Source organism: Streptomyces sp. NBC_01288 (genome assembly GCF_035982055.1).
Lineage (GTDB): Bacteria > Actinomycetota > Actinomycetes > Streptomycetales > Streptomycetaceae > Streptomyces.
In genome coordinates, this window is the sequence record NZ_CP108427.1 from 9338385 (window position 1) to 9354154 (window position 15770).

Sequence of the window (15770 nt, forward strand, 5' to 3'; positions counted from 1 at the left end):
CGGGCCATCATGCCGGGTCGGCCCTCCCCACCCTCAGTCGATCAAGGGGAAGTGGCAGGCGGTCCGGCGCCCGGAGGCCGTCGTCGTCAGCCGGGGCCGCTCCACCGCACAGCGCTCACGCGCGTACGGGCACCGGGTCCGGAACGGGCACCCCGTCGGCTTGTCCACCGGGTTGGGCACCTCACCGCTGAGCACGATCCGCTCCCGGGGAGCCTCATCGGTGAGCGTGCCGTCGTCGATGTCTGGTACGGCCGACAACAGTGCCTGTGTGTACGGATGCGCGGGCTCCTTGTACAGGGCCTCGGTCTCGGCGAGTTCGACGATCTCCCCGAGATACATGACCGCGATCCGGTCCGACACATGCCGGACCACCCCGAGGTCGTGCGCGATGAACACGTAGGTGAGCGCGAACTCCTCCTGTAGATCGGCGAACAGGTTCAACACCTGCGCCTGGATGGACACATCGAGCGCCGACACCGGCTCGTCGGCGACGATCAGCTTCGGGTTGGTCGCCAACGCCCGCGCGATCCCGATGCGTTGCCGCTGCCCGCCGGAGAACTCGTGCGGATACCGGTCCAGATGGGCCGCCGCCAGCCCTACGACGTCGAAGAGCTCGGCGACCCGACGGCGCACGGCGGCCCCGTCGCCGTAGCGGTGCACGAGCAGCGGCTCCGCCACGATGTCCCCGGCACGACGGCGGGGGTTGAGGGAGGCCTGCGGGTCCTGGAACACCAGCTGCATGCCCGGCCGCACGGGACGCAGCCTGCGCGTGGACAGGGTGCTGATGTCCCGTCCGTCGAACTCGACCCGGCCGCCGGTGAGTTCGGTGAGCCGGACCAGACAGCGGCCCAGCGTGGACTTGCCGCAGCCCGACTCGCCGACGATGCCGAGCGTCTCACCGGCCCGCACCTCCAGTGACACACCGTCCACGGCACGGAGTACTTTGCGGTGCCGGGACAGCCCGTCCGCACGCAGGGGGTAGTGCTTGGTGACGTCCGAGACGCGGAGCAGCACCTCGGCCGACGGTGTTGACGCGCTCACGGTGTCGCCTCTCGTTCCAGGTCCGGTACGTCCGTCGCCGCCGCGCGTGAGGTCAGGCGCAGCGAGGCGCGGTCGTCGCCGGGCAGCCAGCAGGCGTCGCGGTGCGCGGTGTCACCGAGGTCGGCGCCGGAGGTGAAGTCCGAGCCCGCCCCCAACTCCGGCCGCTCCTCGCACCGTTCGTGCCGCAACCGGCACCGGGGCGCGAACGCACACCCCTCCGGCAGGCTCCCCGGCGCCACCGGCATCCCGGCGATGGTGGGCAGCCGCCGCAACCGGGGACCGCCCACCCGGGGCACCGAGTCGAGCAGCCCCCACGTGTAAGGGTGCCGCGGTCCGTGGAACACCGCCCGGCGCGGACCCTCCTCGGCCGCCCGGCCGCCGTACATGACCAGCACCCGGTCGGCGATCTGCGAGATGACGCCCATGTCGTGCGTGATGAGGACGACGGCCGAGCCCTGGGTGTTCAACTCCCGCATCAGGTCGAGTATTTGGGCCTGGACCGTCACGTCCAGCGCCGTGGTCGGCTCGTCGGCGATCAGCAGTGCCGGGCCGCAGGACAGAGCCATCGCGATGACCGCGCGCTGTCGCATACCGCCGGAGAACTCGTGCGGGTAGGCGTTCGCGCGGGAGGCCGCGTCGGGGATGCCGACGTCGGAGAGGAGACCGACGGCACGGGCGTGAGCCTCCTTGCGGGAGACCTTCTCGTGCGCCCGGATCTGCTCGGCGATCTGCCAGCCCACGGTGTACACGGGGGTGAGCGCGGTCATCGGGTCCTGGAAGACCATGGCGATCTCCCGGCCCCGTACCGCCCGCATCTCCTTGTCGGGGAGGGTGAGCAAGTCCCGGCCACGGAACCGGACTTCGCCCTCGACGGTCACGTTCGGACTGGTCAGCAGACGCAGTACGGCGAGCATCGAGACGCTCTTGCCGGAGCCCGACTCGCCCACCACGCCGAGGATTTCGCCGGGTGACACCGAGAAGGACAGGCCGTCGACGACGGTGACGGAGCCTCGGCGGGTGCGGAACGACACCCTCAAGTCGCGTACGTCCAGCAGGGGTTGGTCAGGCATGGCGGGCCCTCGGGTCGAGTCGGGCGTACAGGATGTCCACCAGGGCGTTGGCGAGGACCACGAAGAACGCCGCGTACAGGACGGTGCCCATGATCACGGGCAGGTCCAGGTTCTGGAGGGCGTCGAAGGTCAGCTTGCCGATGCCGGGGAGGCCGAAGACGACCTCGGTGAGCAGCGCGGCGCCGCCCACGAGCGCGCCGAAGTCCAGGCCGAACAGCGACACGATCGGGATGAGTGAGCAGCGCAGGGCGTGGCGGATCAGGATGCGCCGCTCGGAGAGGCCCTTGGCGCGCGCGGTGCGGACGTAGTCCTCGTTCAGGGCGCTGACGACCTCGCCGCGCAGCAGCCGGGCGTAGATCCCGGCGTACAGCAACGCGAGGGTGAGCCAGGGGAAGAGGAGGTGCAGGGCCCACTGGCCGGGGTCGTGGCTGAGGTCGACGTAGCCCGGTGGCGGTACCCAGGAGAAGACCGAACTGTGCAGCTGCTTCTGGGTGATGAGGTTGACGACCTCGCCGAGCCAGTAGGCCGGCAGCGAGACGCCGACCACGCCGACGAGCATGATGATGGGGTCGGCCGCCTTGCCGCGCAGGGCCGCCGCGGCGGTGCCCATGACGATGCCGGCCGTCATCCAGATCAGTGCCGCGCCGATGACGAGCGACAGGGTCACCGGGGTGGCCTGCACGATCTGCGGGATCACGCGGGAGCCGCGGTTGACGAACGACTCCAGGTCACGGTCGATGAGCAGGTGCCGCATCATCAGCAAGTAGCGGATGGGCATGGGGCGGTCGAGGCCGAAGGAGTGCCGGACCTGGGCGAGGGTGGCCGGGTCGGCGTTGCGGCCCGCGATGCGGGCGGCGGGGTCGACTCCCGGTGTGGCGAAGAAGATCAGGAAGACCAGCACACTGATCGCGAACATCACCAGCAGGGCGGACGCGAAGCGTTTGACGATGAACCGGAGCATGACTCTCACACCCCTCCGCGCAGCCGGGCGCCCGGGTCGAGCGCGTCGCGCACGCCGTCGCCGAGGACGTTGAGCGCCGCCGTGGTCAGCGCGATCAGCAGGCCGGGGGCGATCGTCACGGCGGGCCGGGTGTAGAGCAGCCCGAGTCCGTCCTCGATGATCGTGCCCCAACTGGCGTCCGGCGGCTGGACTCCGACGGACAGGAAGGACAGCGCCGACTCGGTGAGCATCGCGAGCGCGGTCATCAGGGGCACGAAGACGATCGCCGTCGGCAGGACGTTGGGCAGTACCTCGCGGCGCAGGATGCGCACGGTCGGCGCCCCGGAGCCGATGGCCGCCTGGATGTACTCCTTGTTCCGCAGCACCAGCACCTGACCGCGCAACGGCCTCGCGATGTACGGCACATAGATCGCCGCGATGATCGCGACGGGCAGCCAGAGACTTCCCGCCTCGACGGTGAGCGGGCCGAGGTGCAGTCCGTCGGTGAGCAGGACGACCGAGAGGCAGATCGCCAGCAGGTACACCGGGAACGCCCAAATGACGTCCAGGACACGGGAGATGAGGGCGTCCACGACACCGCCCGCGTATCCGGCGACGACTCCGACGACCGTGCCGAGGGCGCAGGTGAGCAGCGCCGCGGTGAACCCGATGAACAGGCTCGTGCGGCCGCCGTAGAGCAGGCGGGCCATGACGTCGCGGCCCTGGTTGTCGGCGCCGAGGAAGTAGTGGGAGGGGTCCCAGGTCGGGCCGATCGGGGTGACGCCGAGGCCGAGGCCGGTGCTGCTCGGGGTGAGCACCGGCACGGTCTTCCCGTCGACGACCGTGGTGCCGGAGACATGGGACTGGAAGGGGTCGGTGTGGGCGATGTGGTGCGCGTACAGCGGTGCGCACAGGGTCGCCAGGACGACGAGGAAGAGGACGACGGCCGCGGCCAGCGCCGACCTGTTGTGCAGCAGGTCGGCGCCGGCCGTCCGCCAGGGGCCCGGCGAGCGCCGGGCCTCCGGGACGGCCAACTCGGGTGCGGCGCTGCTCACTTGACCCACGTCTGGCCGACGAGCATGTAGAACTGCTTGCTGAACTGGTAGTTGCCCAGCCGCTTCGACGTGAAGTCGATGATCTTCGGGTTGATCAGCGGGACGACCGGCGACTGCTGCATGATCGACTGGTCGATCGCGCCCCACTGCTTGTTCGCCGCCGTCGGGTCGGTCTGGGCCGTCTTCAGCGCGGTCTGCATCTTCGCGTCGATGCCCTTGTCGCAGAAGCCCGAGATGTTGATGCTGGAGTCGCTTCCCGGGTGGAACGCGGCGCAGGACAGCAGCACGTTGAGGAAGTCCGAGGCCGCCGGATAGTCCTGGTACCAAGAGGTCAGGGCGAGTTGGACCTTGTTCTTGGTGTTCTGGATGTAGGTGAACTGGATGTTCGCCGACAGCGGCTTGAGCGTCGCCTTGTAGCCGAGCTGGGTGAGCAGGCTCTGTAGGTACTGCCCGATCGACTTGTTGACGTCGTCGTCCTGCACGACGATGCCGACCTCCTGCCCCGCCGTACCCGACTTCTTCACCAGCGCCTTGGCCTTGGCCAGGTCCGCGGCCGTCCAGGTCTTTCCGCCGCCCTTGGTGTAGTCGCACGAGTCGACGTGCCCGGGGAAGCCCGGCGGCAGGATCGTGCACGCGGGGGAGGCGAGGTTGGTGCCGCCGTAGAGCCGCACCACGGCCGACCTGTCCACGGCGTAGTTGATGGCCTGGCGCGCCAGCTTGTTGTTGAACGGGGCCGAGTTGACGTTCAGCGTCGCGTACCAGAACGCGGTCAGCGGGTTCACGTGCGCCTGGGACGTGTACTTGGTGCCGATCTCGTTCAGCCGGTCGGCGGGCGGCGGGTCGAACATCCAGTCCGCCTCGCCGTTCTCGACGGCGGTCACCTCGGACTCGACGGTCTGCCCGAAGGTGTAGTCGATCTGGTCCGGATAGCCCTGCGGCTCGGCCTCCCGCGACCACTCCTTGAAGTGCGGGTTGCGCACCAGCTTCAGCGCACGGTTCGGGTCGTAGGAGGCCGCCATGTACGGCCCGGTCGTCGGCAGCGGCTTCGTGCCCGCGTCCTTCGTCGGTGAGTCCTTCGGCACGATGCTGGCGTGCGGGACGGCGAGCTTGTACGGGAACTCCGAGTCCGCCGCCGTCAGGTTGATGGTGACGGTGTTCGCCTTCGCGTCGCCGGTCACCCCGCCCTTGAGCGTGCAGGACGCGGGCGTCTTCAGGCAGGCGGTGGCGCCGACGATGCCGTTGTAGAAGGTGCCGGCGGTGGGACTGGAGACCTTGAAGATGCGCTGGAAGGACGCCACCACGTCGTCGGTGGTCAGCGCCTGGCCGTTGGAGAAGGTGATGCCCTTGCGGAGCGTGAAGGTGTACGTCTTGCCGCCGTTGCTGACCTTGGGCATCGCCACGGCCAGGTCCGGGACGACCGTGAACGACTGCTGGCCGCCGACCTTCTTGAACGACAGCAGCCCGTCGTACATCGACTGGTACAACTGCCAGTACTGGAGCGTGTAGTTGACCTGCGGGTCGAAGCTGCCGCCGGCCGCGTGGGCGACCAGCTTCAGGGTGCCGCCCTTGTGCTGCGACTGGAACGCGGAGGAGCCGACCGCCGACGAGGACGTCGACGTGGTCGGATCGGAGGAGCCGCTGTCGGAGGACGAACAGGCGGCGGTGGTCAGGACCAGGGCGACGGTGGCGGCGGCGAACGCGCCTCGTCTCGTGCTGCGGGACATCCAGGGAACTCCCGTCGGGGGAAGGGGCGTTGGGGCGACCGGGTGATCAGTCGGTGGAGTCGAGAAAGGTGCCCACGACTTGGAGGTAGAGCTCCTCCTCCTCGACGTGCGGCATGTGGCTGGAGTGCTCGAACATGTGCCAGCGCACGTCGGGGATGTGGTCGGCGAACGGGCGCAGGGTCTCGGGAGTCGCCTCGTCGTACCGGCCGGACACCAGCAGGGTCGGTGCCTCGACCAGATGCAGCCGGTCGATCACGGACCAGTCCTTCATGGTGCCGACGACATGGAACTCGTTCGGCCCGTTCATCGTGTGGTACACGGTCGGATCGGCCGCGATGTTCTCCCAAGTCGCCTGCACCTCGGGCGGGTTGGGGTTCAGTCGGCACACATGGCGTTCGTTGAAGACCTGCTCGGCGGCGAGGTAGTCGGGGTGGTCGGTGGTCCCGGCCGCCTCGTGGGCGAGCAGGGTCCGCTGGACCCCGGGCGGGAGCTGGGCGCGCAGTTCGGCCGCCGCCGCGAGCCACAGCTCCATGGACGCGGGGGAGTTGGCGATGACCAGCCCGCGCAGCCCGGCCGGCCGGCGTACCGCGTGCTCGGCGGCGAGCATGCCACCCCAGGACTGGCCGAGGAGATGGTAGGCATCGGCGATGCCCAACTCCTTGAGCAGGTTGTCGAGTTCGTCGAGGAAGAGCTGGACGGTCCAGAAGTCGGCGTCCTTGTCGGGCAGATGGGTGGACAGGCCGATGCCGAGCTGGTCGTAGTGCACCACCTGGCGACCCTGCTCGGCGATGCCCGCGATGCTGAGTGTGTAGTTGTGACCGGCGCCGGGTCCGCCGTGCAGGACGACCAGGGGGGTCCTGCCGGGTTCGCCGGTGATCCGGTACCAGGTCGAATGGCCGTTGAAGTCGACGGTGCCGGTGTGATTCGGTTCGGGAATCGCCACGCGAGGGCCTCCCAGACGGGCCGGACGCGAACCGGCCTCTGGTGGAAACGGAAAAGGAAGTGACGGATGGCTGTGATGGTGATTGGGTAAAAGGTCAGCGCACAAGACCTTTTAGCGGGGGCTGGGCAAGACGTAACGGCGAGTTCACGTGGCCCGCCCGCGTTTACAGAAGCGGCACCGAAGGGGGAGGACAGCTGACATCCGTACCTGAGGCATCCGGAGCGGGGGACGAGTTCTCGCGCGTCCTCGACCGCGTCCTCCTCGGCGGTTCCCCGACCTCCGCGCTGCGCCCGGTGCGGGTCGCGTCGGCGGTCGACGAGGTGTCCGACCGGCTGCTCACCGCGATCGCCGTCGGCGACTTCCTGCCGGGCGAACGGCTGCCGGCCGAACGCGAACTCACCGGCCTGCTCCGGGTCAGCCGCCCCACCGTCCGCGAGGCGGTCGCCCGCCTCCAGGCCGTGGGCGTGGTCGAGATCCGGCGCGGCCGCAACGGCGGGACCTACGTCCGCGACAGCTGGACCGAGTCGACGGCCGCCGCCGTCCGGCACACCCTGCTGCCCCGCTGGGAGGAGTTCGAGCAACTCTTCGACCTGCGCGGCCTGGTCGAGGGCATGGTGGCCGCGACGGCAGCCCGGCGCCGTAGCACCAAGGACCTCGAACCCATGCGGGACGCCCTGTCCGCCTACCTCTCCGCGAGCACCCAGCGCGACGCGCACACCGCGGACAGCGCCTTCCACCAAGCCGTCCGCGCCGCCACCGGCAACCCGCAGATCGTCATGCTCAGCCAGGACCTGCTGGCCCGGATCAGCCTCGGCTTCCCGGTCGAACCCTGGGGCAAGGGCGAACAGGCCCACTTCCACCAGGGCGGCGAGGACCACAAGGCCCTGTACGAGGCCATCGCCGCGGGCGAACCCGAGCGCGCCGAGGAGATCGCCCGGGGCCACTTCACGATCAGCGCGGACCTGATCCGCGAGGTGTTGGAACGGGTCCGGGCCCGCTAGCCGGTCAACTCCCTTACGGCATCGCCGACTTCGGCGACACCACCCACCCGCACCACGGGCCGCGCGCTCGCCGTGATCGTGGCCGGGCTGCCGAGCGAGTCGCCCATGTCGACGGCGATCTCGGTGACGCCCCGCCCCGCGAGGCCGGCGGCGAGACACGCGGTGCTGTTGGCGTTCGCGATGTCCTCCGGGACGCCGATCGACGGCGCGAACATGCGCGCCGCGATCCGCCCGGCGGGCGTCGGCACCGAGTAGACGTAGCAGCCGAGGAGTCCGAGCCGGTCGCAGGCCGCGCGCAGAGTCTCGAAGTCCGGGACCAGCGCGGCGAGTTCGGAACGCGAGGAGACCGGGACGAGTAGACGCGCCCGCCCGACCGAGGCCACGCGGGCGCCCGCGGCGAGCGCGCCCGGGGTGACGCCCAGCGTGGGCAGGACGAGCGCGCACTCGTCGGCGGTCGGCTCGCGCAGCTCGACGGGACCCGGCTCGAAGACGGCACGGAACCGCGCCCCCTCCCGTACGGCCCGGCCCGCGAACGAACGCCCGGCAGCGCGCAGGACGCCTTGGTACTCCGAGCCTCCGGCGCGTGCCGCGAGGAAGGCCAGGGCGGCGACCGTGCCGTGACCGCACGCGGGCAGTTCGCCCCCGGCGGTGAAGAAGCGGAGCGACACCTCGGACCCGCGCGACGAGACGAAGACGGCGTGCGACGTCCCCGCCAGCACCGGCACCCGACACCGCTCGTCGTCGCTCAACGGGACCTCGTCCAGCACCGCGGTGGGACTCCCGCCGGCGCCCTCGCGCAGACACGCGCGGACGATGCTGACGGACAGTCGGCTGATCACAGGAGAACCGTACTATCTTCTGTCACAACATCAGACATTCGGAGCAAATATGCCAAAAACGGATGAGCTGCTTGATGTGACGGAGGCAGCGATCCCGGCCGTCGTCCATCCACCCGAGCGACGGCGCCGTGCTCTTCGCAGACCCCCGCCCGCGACAGCGTTCGCCCTCGCGCTCGGCCTGGCCGCGACCGTCCTCGCCCTGTCGGGCACGCCATGGCTGAACGACCCCGCCGTGGCGGCCTGGCGGACCGTCTGCCTGGCCATCACCGTGCAGGCGCTGCCCTTCCTCCTCCTGGGCACCGCCCTGTCCGGGGCCATCAACGCCTTTGTCCCGGCTGACCTGTTCACCAAGGTGCTGCCCAAGCGGGCCGCGCTCGCCGTACCCGTCGCGGGCATCGCGGGCGTGGTCCTGCCGGGCTGCGAATGCGCGTCCGTGCCCGTCGCGAACAGCCTGATCCGCCGGGGCGTCACCCCGGCCGCCGCCTTCGCATTCCTGCTCTCGGCGCCCGCGATCAACCCGATCGTGCTGACCGCCACCGCCGTCGCCTTCCCGGGCAGCCCCGCCATGGTGCTGGCCCGGCTCCTCGCCTCGCTCGCCACGGCCGCCGTCATGGGCTGGCTGTGGCTCTGGCTGGGGCGCGAGGAGTGGCTGCGGCCCGTCGTACGGCACACCGGCCATCAGTCCGGCCACAGCCGCTTCACCGAGTTCCGGCTCGGCTTCCAGCACGACTTCCTGCACGCGGGCGGCTTCCTCGTGCTGGGCGCCATGGCCGCGGCCACCTTCAACGTGACCGTCCCGCGCTCGGTCCTGGACACCTTCTCGGGATCGCCCTGGCTGTCCGTGCTGTTCCTGGCCGGGCTCGCCGTCGTCCTCGCGGTCTGCTCCGAAGCCGACGCTTTTGTGGCGGCCTCACTCACAGGCTTCTCGCCCACAGCCCGGCTGGCTTTCATGGTGGTCGGCCCCATGGTGGACCTGAAGCTGATCGCCCTTCAGGCGGGCACCTTCGGCCGGGCGTTCGCGGTGCGCTTCTCCACCGCGACCACCGTCGTGGCCGTGGCCGCCAGCGTCCTGATCGGAGGCGCCCTGCTGTGAAGCGCACCGCCCAAGTACTGCTCCTGGTCCTGACCGGCCTGGGCCTCCTGCACACCGCCCTCTTCACCGACCTCTACCTGCGCTACGTCAAGGAGGGCCTGCGCCCGCTCCTGATCATCTCCGGCGCCCTCCTGCTGCTCCTGGGCCTGGCGCACGCGATGTTCGACCGCGGCTCCGGCGACGCGGAGGCCCACGACCACGAGCACGACCACGGCCATGGGCACGACCACTCCACCGCCCCCCGCATCGCCTGGCTGCTCTTCCTCCCCGCGCTCAGCCTCCTCTTCTACGCCCCACCCGCCCTCGGCGCCTACACCGCCTCCCACGCGGGCAGCGAGGCCGTCAAGAAGCAGAAGGGGTTCGCCGCGCTGCCCGCGACCTCACCCCTGCCGATGACCCTCACGGACTTCACCACCCGGGTCCAGCAGGACAAGGAGCTGGCCATCAAGGGGCGCAGCGTCGAGATGACCGGCTTCGCGACGCCGGTCCGGGGTGGCGGCTGGGACCTGACCCGGATCATCTTCACCTGCTGCGCGGCGGACGCCCAGACCGTCAAGGTGCACATGTACGGCACCCCCGCCCCGCCCGCCAACACCTGGCTGGCCGTCACCGGAACCTGGCACACGCAGGGCGCGCTCGGCACGCGGACCGCGGCGGCGGCCCTCGACGTCCACGGCACCCGGAACATCGCCCAACCGGTCAACGCCTTCACGGACGACCTGCCCCTGACGCCGTCGTCCTGAGAACGTCCTGAGTAGGTGAACTCCGGCCGGCAGCAGGGGTGTTGCGCGTCCCCTCTGCCGGTCTCCCCATGAGGTTCATGTCCCGAACGCCTGGCATGTCCGAGAGTTAACGGGTCATTGGGACACATGCGGTGTGAAGGCGGGGTCAACGTGTAAATCATCTTGTCATGAACCTGTGATCCGACGGGCGGATCGCGGTCTCATGGAGGTGTTGGATGCACCGCAGACTCGCCACCGGTCTCGCCGCCTCGACTCTGGCTCTGGTAGCCGTCGTCGCCACCGCGACAGCCGCCACCGCCACCCCCGCCGACAAGCCCCAGATCCTCTCCGGTTGGACCCAGACCAGCGCGTCGAGCTACAACCTCTGGGCCGCGGCCCGCGCCGATCAAACAGCCTGGTCCGCCTACGAGTTCGACTGGTCCACCGACTACTGTTCCGACTCGCCCGACAACCCCTTCGGCTTCCCCTTCGCCACCTCCTGCGCCCGCCACGACTTCGGCTACCGCAACTACAAGGCCGCGAACGCCTTCAGCGCCAACAAGTCGCGGCTCGACAGCGCCTTCTACGACGACCTCAAGCGCGTCTGCGCCGGCTACACCAGCGCCGTCGCGACCACCTGCAACAGCACGGCGTGGACGTACTACCAGGCCGTCAAGGTCTTCGGCTGACGGATCGCATACCGCTCGGGCGATGAGTTCGGGCGGCGCGGACGGTCCACCTGACATGACTGACAAAGTGATCTCAGGAATGTCCATGTCCCTGGACGGCTTCATCACCGCCCCGGACGACACCCGTGCCAACCCGCTCGGCGTCGGCGGTGAACGCCTGCACCGATGGGTCCAGGAAATGGACGACGCCGACGCCCAGGTCCTCGCCGAGATGGCCGACGGCGTCGGCGCCGTCCTCATGGGCCGGCACTCCTACGACCTGTGCGAAGGCGAGGGGGGCTGGGGCGACGGAGGGCCGGTGGGGAAGGTTCCCTGTGTGGTGCTCACCCACCGCGCCCCCGACCCGGCGGACGTCGTCGCCCCCGACGTGTTCACCTTCGTCACCGACGGTATCGAGTCCGCGGTGGCCCGCGCCAAGGAGATCGCCGGTGACGGGGACGTCGGGGTCCATGGTGCGACGGCTGCCCAACAGGCCCTGAACGCCGGTCTGTTGGACGAGGTACACATCATGCTGGTCCCCGTGCTGCTGGGCGCGGGCAAGCGGCTCTTCGACCACCTCGGCGGTCCCGTCGAACTCCGCAGGCTATGGACGCGCGAGTCGCCGGACATCACCCACCTGCGCTTCGAGGTCCTGACCAAGCACTGAGCGGGAGTCGGGGGCGGCCCGGCGCGGCTCAGCCGTCACACGGCGACGACCTCGACCCCTATCTCCTCGAACCGCCGCACCATGTCCGCCCCCACCCCCGCGTCCGTCACCAGCGTGTTCACCGCCTGCGCCGAGCAGATCCGGGCGAACGCCCGCTGCCCGAGTTTGCTGGAGTCGGCCGCGACGACCACACGCTCGGCGCGCTCGCACAACAGCCGGTTGATGGCGGCCTCCGCCTCGTCGTGGGCCGCCGCGCCGTGCGTCACGTCGAAGGCGACCACGCCGAGCACCGCCACATCGACGGTGATCTGCGAGAGCACCCCGTCGGCGAGCGGCCCGACGAGTTCGTACGACTGCGGGCGCGCGACCCCGCCGGTCAGCACGATCTTGAACTGGGGTCGCACGGCAAGCTCGTTGGCGATGTTGAGCGCGTTGGTCACGATGGTCAGCGCGGGCGTTCCGGAGGTGAGGTCGCTGCGCACGGCCAGGGCGCGGGCCACCTCCGTGGTGGTCGTACCGCCGGTCAGGCCCACCGCCTCGCCGGGCGCGACGAGTTCGGCGACCGCCTTCGCGATGCGCTGCTTCTCGGAGGCGTGCCGGGCGGTCTTGTAGCGCAACGGCAGTTCGTACGACACCCCGTGCACGACGGCGCCGCCCCGGGTGCGCACCAGCATCTGCTGCTCGGCGAGCTGGTCGAAGTCACGGCGGATCGTGGCGGCCGACACCGCGAGGTCGGCCGCGGCCTCCTCGACGTCGAGCCGGCCGCGCTCGACGAGCAGGTCCAGCAGCGCCTTCCAGCGGGCGTCGCGCGACATCCGCACTCACTCTCCGTTCCTCGATTCCCCGCGACCCTAGCGCACGTTCCCTTGGTCCCCATGCTTGATTGTGCTCGAAACCTCGCTATATCTTGCAGGAACAAGCATCAACGGGGAGAGGTACGGCATGACCTATGTCGAGGACGAGCTGAACAGTCAGCCCGAGTGCTGGATACGGGCCGCGGCGGAGGCGCCCCGATACCGGGACGCGCTGCCGGCGCCGGGGGAGCGGGTCGCGATCGTCGGCTGCGGCACCTCGTACTTCATGGCCCAGGCGATCGCCGCCCTGCGCGAGGGGGCGGGCCAGGGCGAGACCGACGCCTTCGCCGCCTCGGAGTTCCCGCACGGGCGGACGTACGACCGGGTCCTCGCCCTCACCCGCTCCGGCACCACCACCGAAGTGCTTGAACTCCTGCGGGAGTTGAGGGGGCGCACCCGCACCACGGCGATCACCGCCGACCCGCACACGCCCGTCATGACGGCCGCCGACGAGCTGGTCGTGCTCGACTTCGCCGACGAACGGTCCGTCGTGCAGACCCGGTTCGCGACCACCGCCGTCACCCTGCTCCGCGCCCACCTCGGCCTGCACACCGACGCCGTGGTCGCCGACGCCCGCACCGCGCTCGCCGCCGAACTGCCCCAACAACTCGTCGCCTGCACTCAGTTCACCTTCCTCGGCCGCGGCTGGACCGTCGGGCTCGCCAACGAGGCCGGGCTGAAGATGCGCGAGGCCTCACTGTCCTGGACCGAGGCCTACCCGGCGATGGAGTACCGACACGGCCCGATCAGCATCACCACCCACGGCACCGCCACCTGGATGCTCGGCGAGGCACCCGAGGGACTCGCCCAACAGGTGGGCGCCACCGGCGGGTTGTGGATCGAGGGCGGCCTCGACCCGCTCGCCGAACTCGTCCGCGCCCAGCGTCTCGCGGTCGCCGTCGCCGCCTACCGCGACCTGGACCCCGACCGCCCGCGCCACCTCACCCGCTCGGTGATCCTCGCCCCCTGAAGTCCGGAACTCCAGGCCAGGAAAGGAATGACCGTGCCCCTCGTCACCACCGGCGAGCTCGTCACCAGCGCCGCCGAGGCCCGCTCCGCGGTCGCGGCCTTCAACATCATCACGCTGGAACACGTCGAGGCCGTCATCGCCGGCGCCGAGTCCACCGGCGCCCCCGTCGTCCTCCAAGTCAGCGAGAACGCCGTCAAGTTCCGCTACGGCCGGCTCCTTCCGCTCGCCCGCGCCGCTGTCGCCGCCGCCGAACGGGCCGCCGTACCCGTCGCGTTGCACCTCGACCACGTCCAGAGCGACGACCTGCTGCGGCAGGCGCACAGCGCCGGGTTCAGCTCCGTCATGTACGACGCGGCCTGTCTGCCCTACGCCGAGAACCTCGCCGCGACCCGTGCCGCCGCCGACTGGGCGCACGCCCAAGGGCTGTGGATCGAGGCCGAGTTGGGAGAGGTCGGCGGCAAGAACGGCGAGCCGCCCCTCGACGCCCACGCACCCGGCGCCCGCACCGACCCCGCCCAGGCCCGCGCCTTCGTCGCCGACTCCGGCGTGGACGCGCTGGCCGTGGCCATCGGCAGCTCGCACGCCATGACCACCCGTACGGCCACCCTCGACCACGACCTCCTCAAGCGGCTCACCGCGACCCTGGACGTCCCCCTCGTCCTGCACGGCTCATCGGGAGTCCCCGACGACGAACTGACCGCGGCCGTCGCCGGCGGCATCACCAAGGTCAACGTGGGCACGGCCCTCAACCAGGCGATGACCGGCGCGATCCGCGCCTTCCTCGCCGAACACCCCGAGGCGGTCGACTCCCGCAAGTACCTCAGCGTGGGGCGGGAGGCGATGACGGGGGCGGTGGCCCGGATCATCGGCGTGCTCGCGGGAGGCGGTGGGGTTACCGCTTGACGGCCTTCAGGACCACGAACTTGGCGTCGCTGGCCACCAGTTGACTGTTGCCGAACAGCCGCTTCAGCTTCACGTGGTAGGCGAGATGCCGGTTGCCGATCACCCACAGCTCGCCGCCCGGCCGCAGCGCGCGCCGCGCCCCGGAGAACATCCGCCAGGCCGTCGCGTCGGTCGTCGCCTGGTGGGAGTGGAACGGCGGATTGTTGAGCACGAGGTCCACACTGTCGGCCGGGAACCCGACCAGCCCGTCCCCGACCCTGAACTCGGCATGCCCGGGGGCGCCGTTGGCCTTGTACGTCGCCTCCGCCGAGGCCACGGCCTGGAACGACTCGTCCACGAACAGGACTTCGGCCTCCGGATCGGCCAGCGACACCGCCGTACCGACGACACCGTTCCCGCACCCGAGGTCAACGACCGTGCCGAGCCCCGGACTTGAGGGCAGATGCTGGAGGAGGAAACGCGTACCGATGTCGAGGCGCTCGGCGCAGAACACACCCGCGTGATTGACCACGGTCCGCCCCGAGACCACACCGATGTCGTCGGGCAGGGCGTAACTGTGCGGCCAGGGGTTGGTGCCACGTGCCGCCGACGACCGGGGCGTGCAGTGGATCAGCCGGGCCTTCTTCTCGGCCAGTGAGGTCCGGGTCGGGCCGAGGATCCGCTCGAACAGCTTCAGCGTCGAGGTGTGGATGTCCTTCACCATGCCCGTGCCCACGACGACCGTCTCGGCGTGCACCGCGGGCGCCAGCCGCAGCAACTGGTCCTCCAGCAGCGCGAGGCTCTTCGGCACCCTCACGAGCAGCACGTCGACGCGCTCGGGCGGCGGATCCTGAGTGGTGAGCAGCCGTACGGAATCCGCGTCGACCTCGTTGCGGGCGAGGTTCGCCCTGGTCGCCTCCTGGGTGAGGAACGAGTCCGTGATCTGCACCGGACCGTGCTCCGCGAGCGCCGTGGCCAGGGCGCCCCAGCGGTCGCCCACGATCACGACCGTGCCGGACAGCGGTGTGTCCTGTTCCGCGAGCTGCCGCAGAAGGTATTCGTCGGAGGCGTCCCAGGCGCGCAGCCGGTCGCGCGGGTCCTCGGGGTAGCGGGCCAGGGCGCGGTCGCCCCACGGAGTCGTCATTCGGTCGATATGGTCGTCCATCGTGCGCCAAGGCTAACCGAGTGCCGGCTCATGGCCGGTCGGGCCGCCCGGGGCGGCCGTCCTGGCCCGGCGGCCCCGGACTCCCGCCCGTCCGTCGCGCGGGAGTCCCGGAGCCACCGCGTTCGTGTCGTCGCTC

At 70.4% G+C, this 15770-nt stretch carries 16 protein-coding genes; 7 read left to right on the top strand and 9 right to left on the bottom strand.

Annotated elements, in window-relative coordinates; genetic code table 11:
• Nucleotides 1–33 precede the first annotated feature (33 nt).
• From OG194_RS41925 to OG194_RS41950, 6 genes are read right to left on the bottom strand one after another with little or no spacing between them, the layout of a single operon-like run.
• Entirely contained in the window at nt 34–1041 is a 1008-nt protein-coding gene (locus OG194_RS41925) for an ABC transporter ATP-binding protein (protein WP_442811724.1), read from the bottom strand.
• Entirely contained in the window at nt 1038–2111 is a 1074-nt protein-coding gene (locus tag OG194_RS41930) for an ABC transporter ATP-binding protein (protein WP_327405942.1), read from the bottom strand. The genes OG194_RS41925 and OG194_RS41930 overlap by 4 nt, the downstream gene beginning before the upstream one ends.
• Nucleotides 2104–3072, bottom strand: a complete 969-nt coding sequence (locus tag OG194_RS41935) for an ABC transporter permease (RefSeq protein WP_327405943.1) — start codon at nt 3070–3072, stop codon at nt 2104–2106. The genes OG194_RS41930 and OG194_RS41935 overlap by 8 nt, the downstream gene beginning before the upstream one ends.
• Before the next feature lie 5 nt (nt 3073–3077).
• Nucleotides 3078–4106, bottom strand: coding sequence for an ABC transporter permease (locus tag OG194_RS41940; RefSeq protein ID WP_327405945.1), 1029 nt, complete (start codon nt 4104–4106; stop codon nt 3078–3080).
• Nucleotides 4103–5830, bottom strand: coding sequence for an ABC transporter substrate-binding protein (locus tag OG194_RS41945; RefSeq protein ID WP_327405946.1), 1728 nt, complete (start codon nt 5828–5830; stop codon nt 4103–4105). Before OG194_RS41945 ends, OG194_RS41940 begins: the two co-directional genes overlap by 4 nt.
• Before the next feature lie 46 nt (nt 5831–5876).
• A complete protein-coding gene (locus tag OG194_RS41950) occupies nt 5877–6773 on the bottom strand; it encodes a proline iminopeptidase-family hydrolase (RefSeq protein WP_327405947.1) in 897 nt (298 codons plus the stop codon).
• Nucleotides 6774–7066: 293 nt separating this feature from the next.
• On the opposite strand from OG194_RS41950, the gene OG194_RS41955 reads away from it, so the two are divergent.
• Entirely contained in the window at nt 7067–7774 is a 708-nt protein-coding gene (locus tag OG194_RS41955; RefSeq protein WP_327405948.1) for a FadR/GntR family transcriptional regulator, read from the top strand.
• Here OG194_RS41955 and OG194_RS41960 read toward each other — a convergent pair.
• A complete protein-coding gene (locus OG194_RS41960; protein WP_327405949.1) occupies nt 7771–8613 on the bottom strand; it encodes a PhzF family phenazine biosynthesis protein in 843 nt (280 codons plus the stop codon). The two genes, OG194_RS41955 and OG194_RS41960, sit on opposite strands and share 4 nt — an antisense overlap.
• Nucleotides 8614–8689: 76 nt before the next feature.
• On the opposite strand from OG194_RS41960, the gene OG194_RS41965 reads away from it, so the two are divergent.
• The 4 genes from OG194_RS41965 (at nt 8690) to OG194_RS41980 (ending at nt 11763) form a co-directional block, all read left to right on the top strand.
• Nucleotides 8690–9706: a permease gene (locus OG194_RS41965; RefSeq protein ID WP_327405950.1), complete on the top strand. Its 1017-nt coding sequence runs from the start codon at nt 8690–8692 to the stop codon at nt 9704–9706.
• Nucleotides 9703–10449: a TIGR03943 family putative permease subunit gene (locus OG194_RS41970; protein ID WP_327405951.1), complete on the top strand. Its 747-nt coding sequence runs from the start codon at nt 9703–9705 to the stop codon at nt 10447–10449. The genes OG194_RS41965 and OG194_RS41970 overlap by 4 nt, the downstream gene beginning before the upstream one ends.
• 215 nt (nt 10450–10664) lie before the next feature.
• On the top strand, nt 10665–11117 hold the full coding sequence (locus OG194_RS41975) for a phospholipase (RefSeq protein WP_327405952.1): 453 nt from the start codon (nt 10665–10667) through the stop codon (nt 11115–11117).
• Nucleotides 11118–11172: 55 nt separating this feature from the next.
• Nucleotides 11173–11763, top strand: coding sequence for a dihydrofolate reductase family protein (locus OG194_RS41980; RefSeq protein ID WP_327405953.1), 591 nt, complete (start codon nt 11173–11175; stop codon nt 11761–11763).
• A gap of 35 nt (nt 11764–11798) precedes the next feature.
• Here OG194_RS41980 and OG194_RS41985 read toward each other — a convergent pair whose 3' ends face one another.
• Nucleotides 11799–12578 (bottom strand): DeoR/GlpR family DNA-binding transcription regulator, encoded by a 780-nt coding sequence (locus OG194_RS41985; protein WP_327405954.1) that lies wholly within the window; start codon nt 12576–12578, stop codon nt 11799–11801.
• Nucleotides 12579–12705: 127 nt separating this feature from the next.
• Here OG194_RS41985 and OG194_RS41990 point away from each other — a divergent pair, with 127 nt between their 5' ends.
• Nucleotides 12706–13587: an SIS domain-containing protein gene (locus OG194_RS41990; RefSeq protein WP_327405955.1), complete on the top strand. Its 882-nt coding sequence runs from the start codon at nt 12706–12708 to the stop codon at nt 13585–13587.
• Nucleotides 13588–13620: 33 nt separating this feature from the next.
• Entirely contained in the window at nt 13621–14490 is an 870-nt protein-coding gene (locus OG194_RS41995; protein WP_327407382.1) for a class II fructose-bisphosphate aldolase, read from the top strand.
• Here OG194_RS41995 and OG194_RS42000 read toward each other — a convergent pair.
• Nucleotides 14480–15613 carry a methyltransferase gene (locus OG194_RS42000; RefSeq protein WP_327407383.1) on the bottom strand — a complete coding sequence of 378 codons (1134 nt, stop codon included), beginning with the start codon at nt 15611–15613 and terminating at the stop codon, nt 14480–14482. The two genes, OG194_RS41995 and OG194_RS42000, sit on opposite strands and share 11 nt — an antisense overlap.
• Nucleotides 15614–15770 lie beyond the last annotated feature (157 nt).

Excerpts from the sequence above, each read along its gene's own strand:
- OG194_RS41930 (WP_327405942.1), bottom strand. The coding sequence starts at position 2,111 with ATGCCTGACCAACCCCTGCTGGACGTACGCGACTTGAGGGTGTCGTTC.
- OG194_RS41935 (WP_327405943.1), bottom strand. The coding sequence starts at position 3,072 with ATGCTCCGGTTCATCGTCAAACGCTTCGCGTCCGCCCTGCTGGTGATG.
- OG194_RS41945 (WP_327405946.1), bottom strand. The coding sequence starts at position 5,830 with ATGTCCCGCAGCACGAGACGAGGCGCGTTCGCCGCCGCCACCGTCGCC.
- OG194_RS41975 (WP_327405952.1), top strand. The coding sequence starts at position 10,665 with ATGCACCGCAGACTCGCCACCGGTCTCGCCGCCTCGACTCTGGCTCTG.
- OG194_RS41980 (WP_327405953.1), top strand. The coding sequence starts at position 11,173 with ATGACTGACAAAGTGATCTCAGGAATGTCCATGTCCCTGGACGGCTTC.
- OG194_RS41985 (WP_327405954.1), bottom strand. The coding sequence starts at position 12,578 with ATGTCGCGCGACGCCCGCTGGAAGGCGCTGCTGGACCTGCTCGTCGAG.
- OG194_RS41990 (WP_327405955.1), top strand. The coding sequence starts at position 12,706 with ATGACCTATGTCGAGGACGAGCTGAACAGTCAGCCCGAGTGCTGGATA.
- OG194_RS42000 (WP_327407383.1), bottom strand. The coding sequence starts at position 15,613 with ATGACGACTCCGTGGGGCGACCGCGCCCTGGCCCGCTACCCCGAGGAC.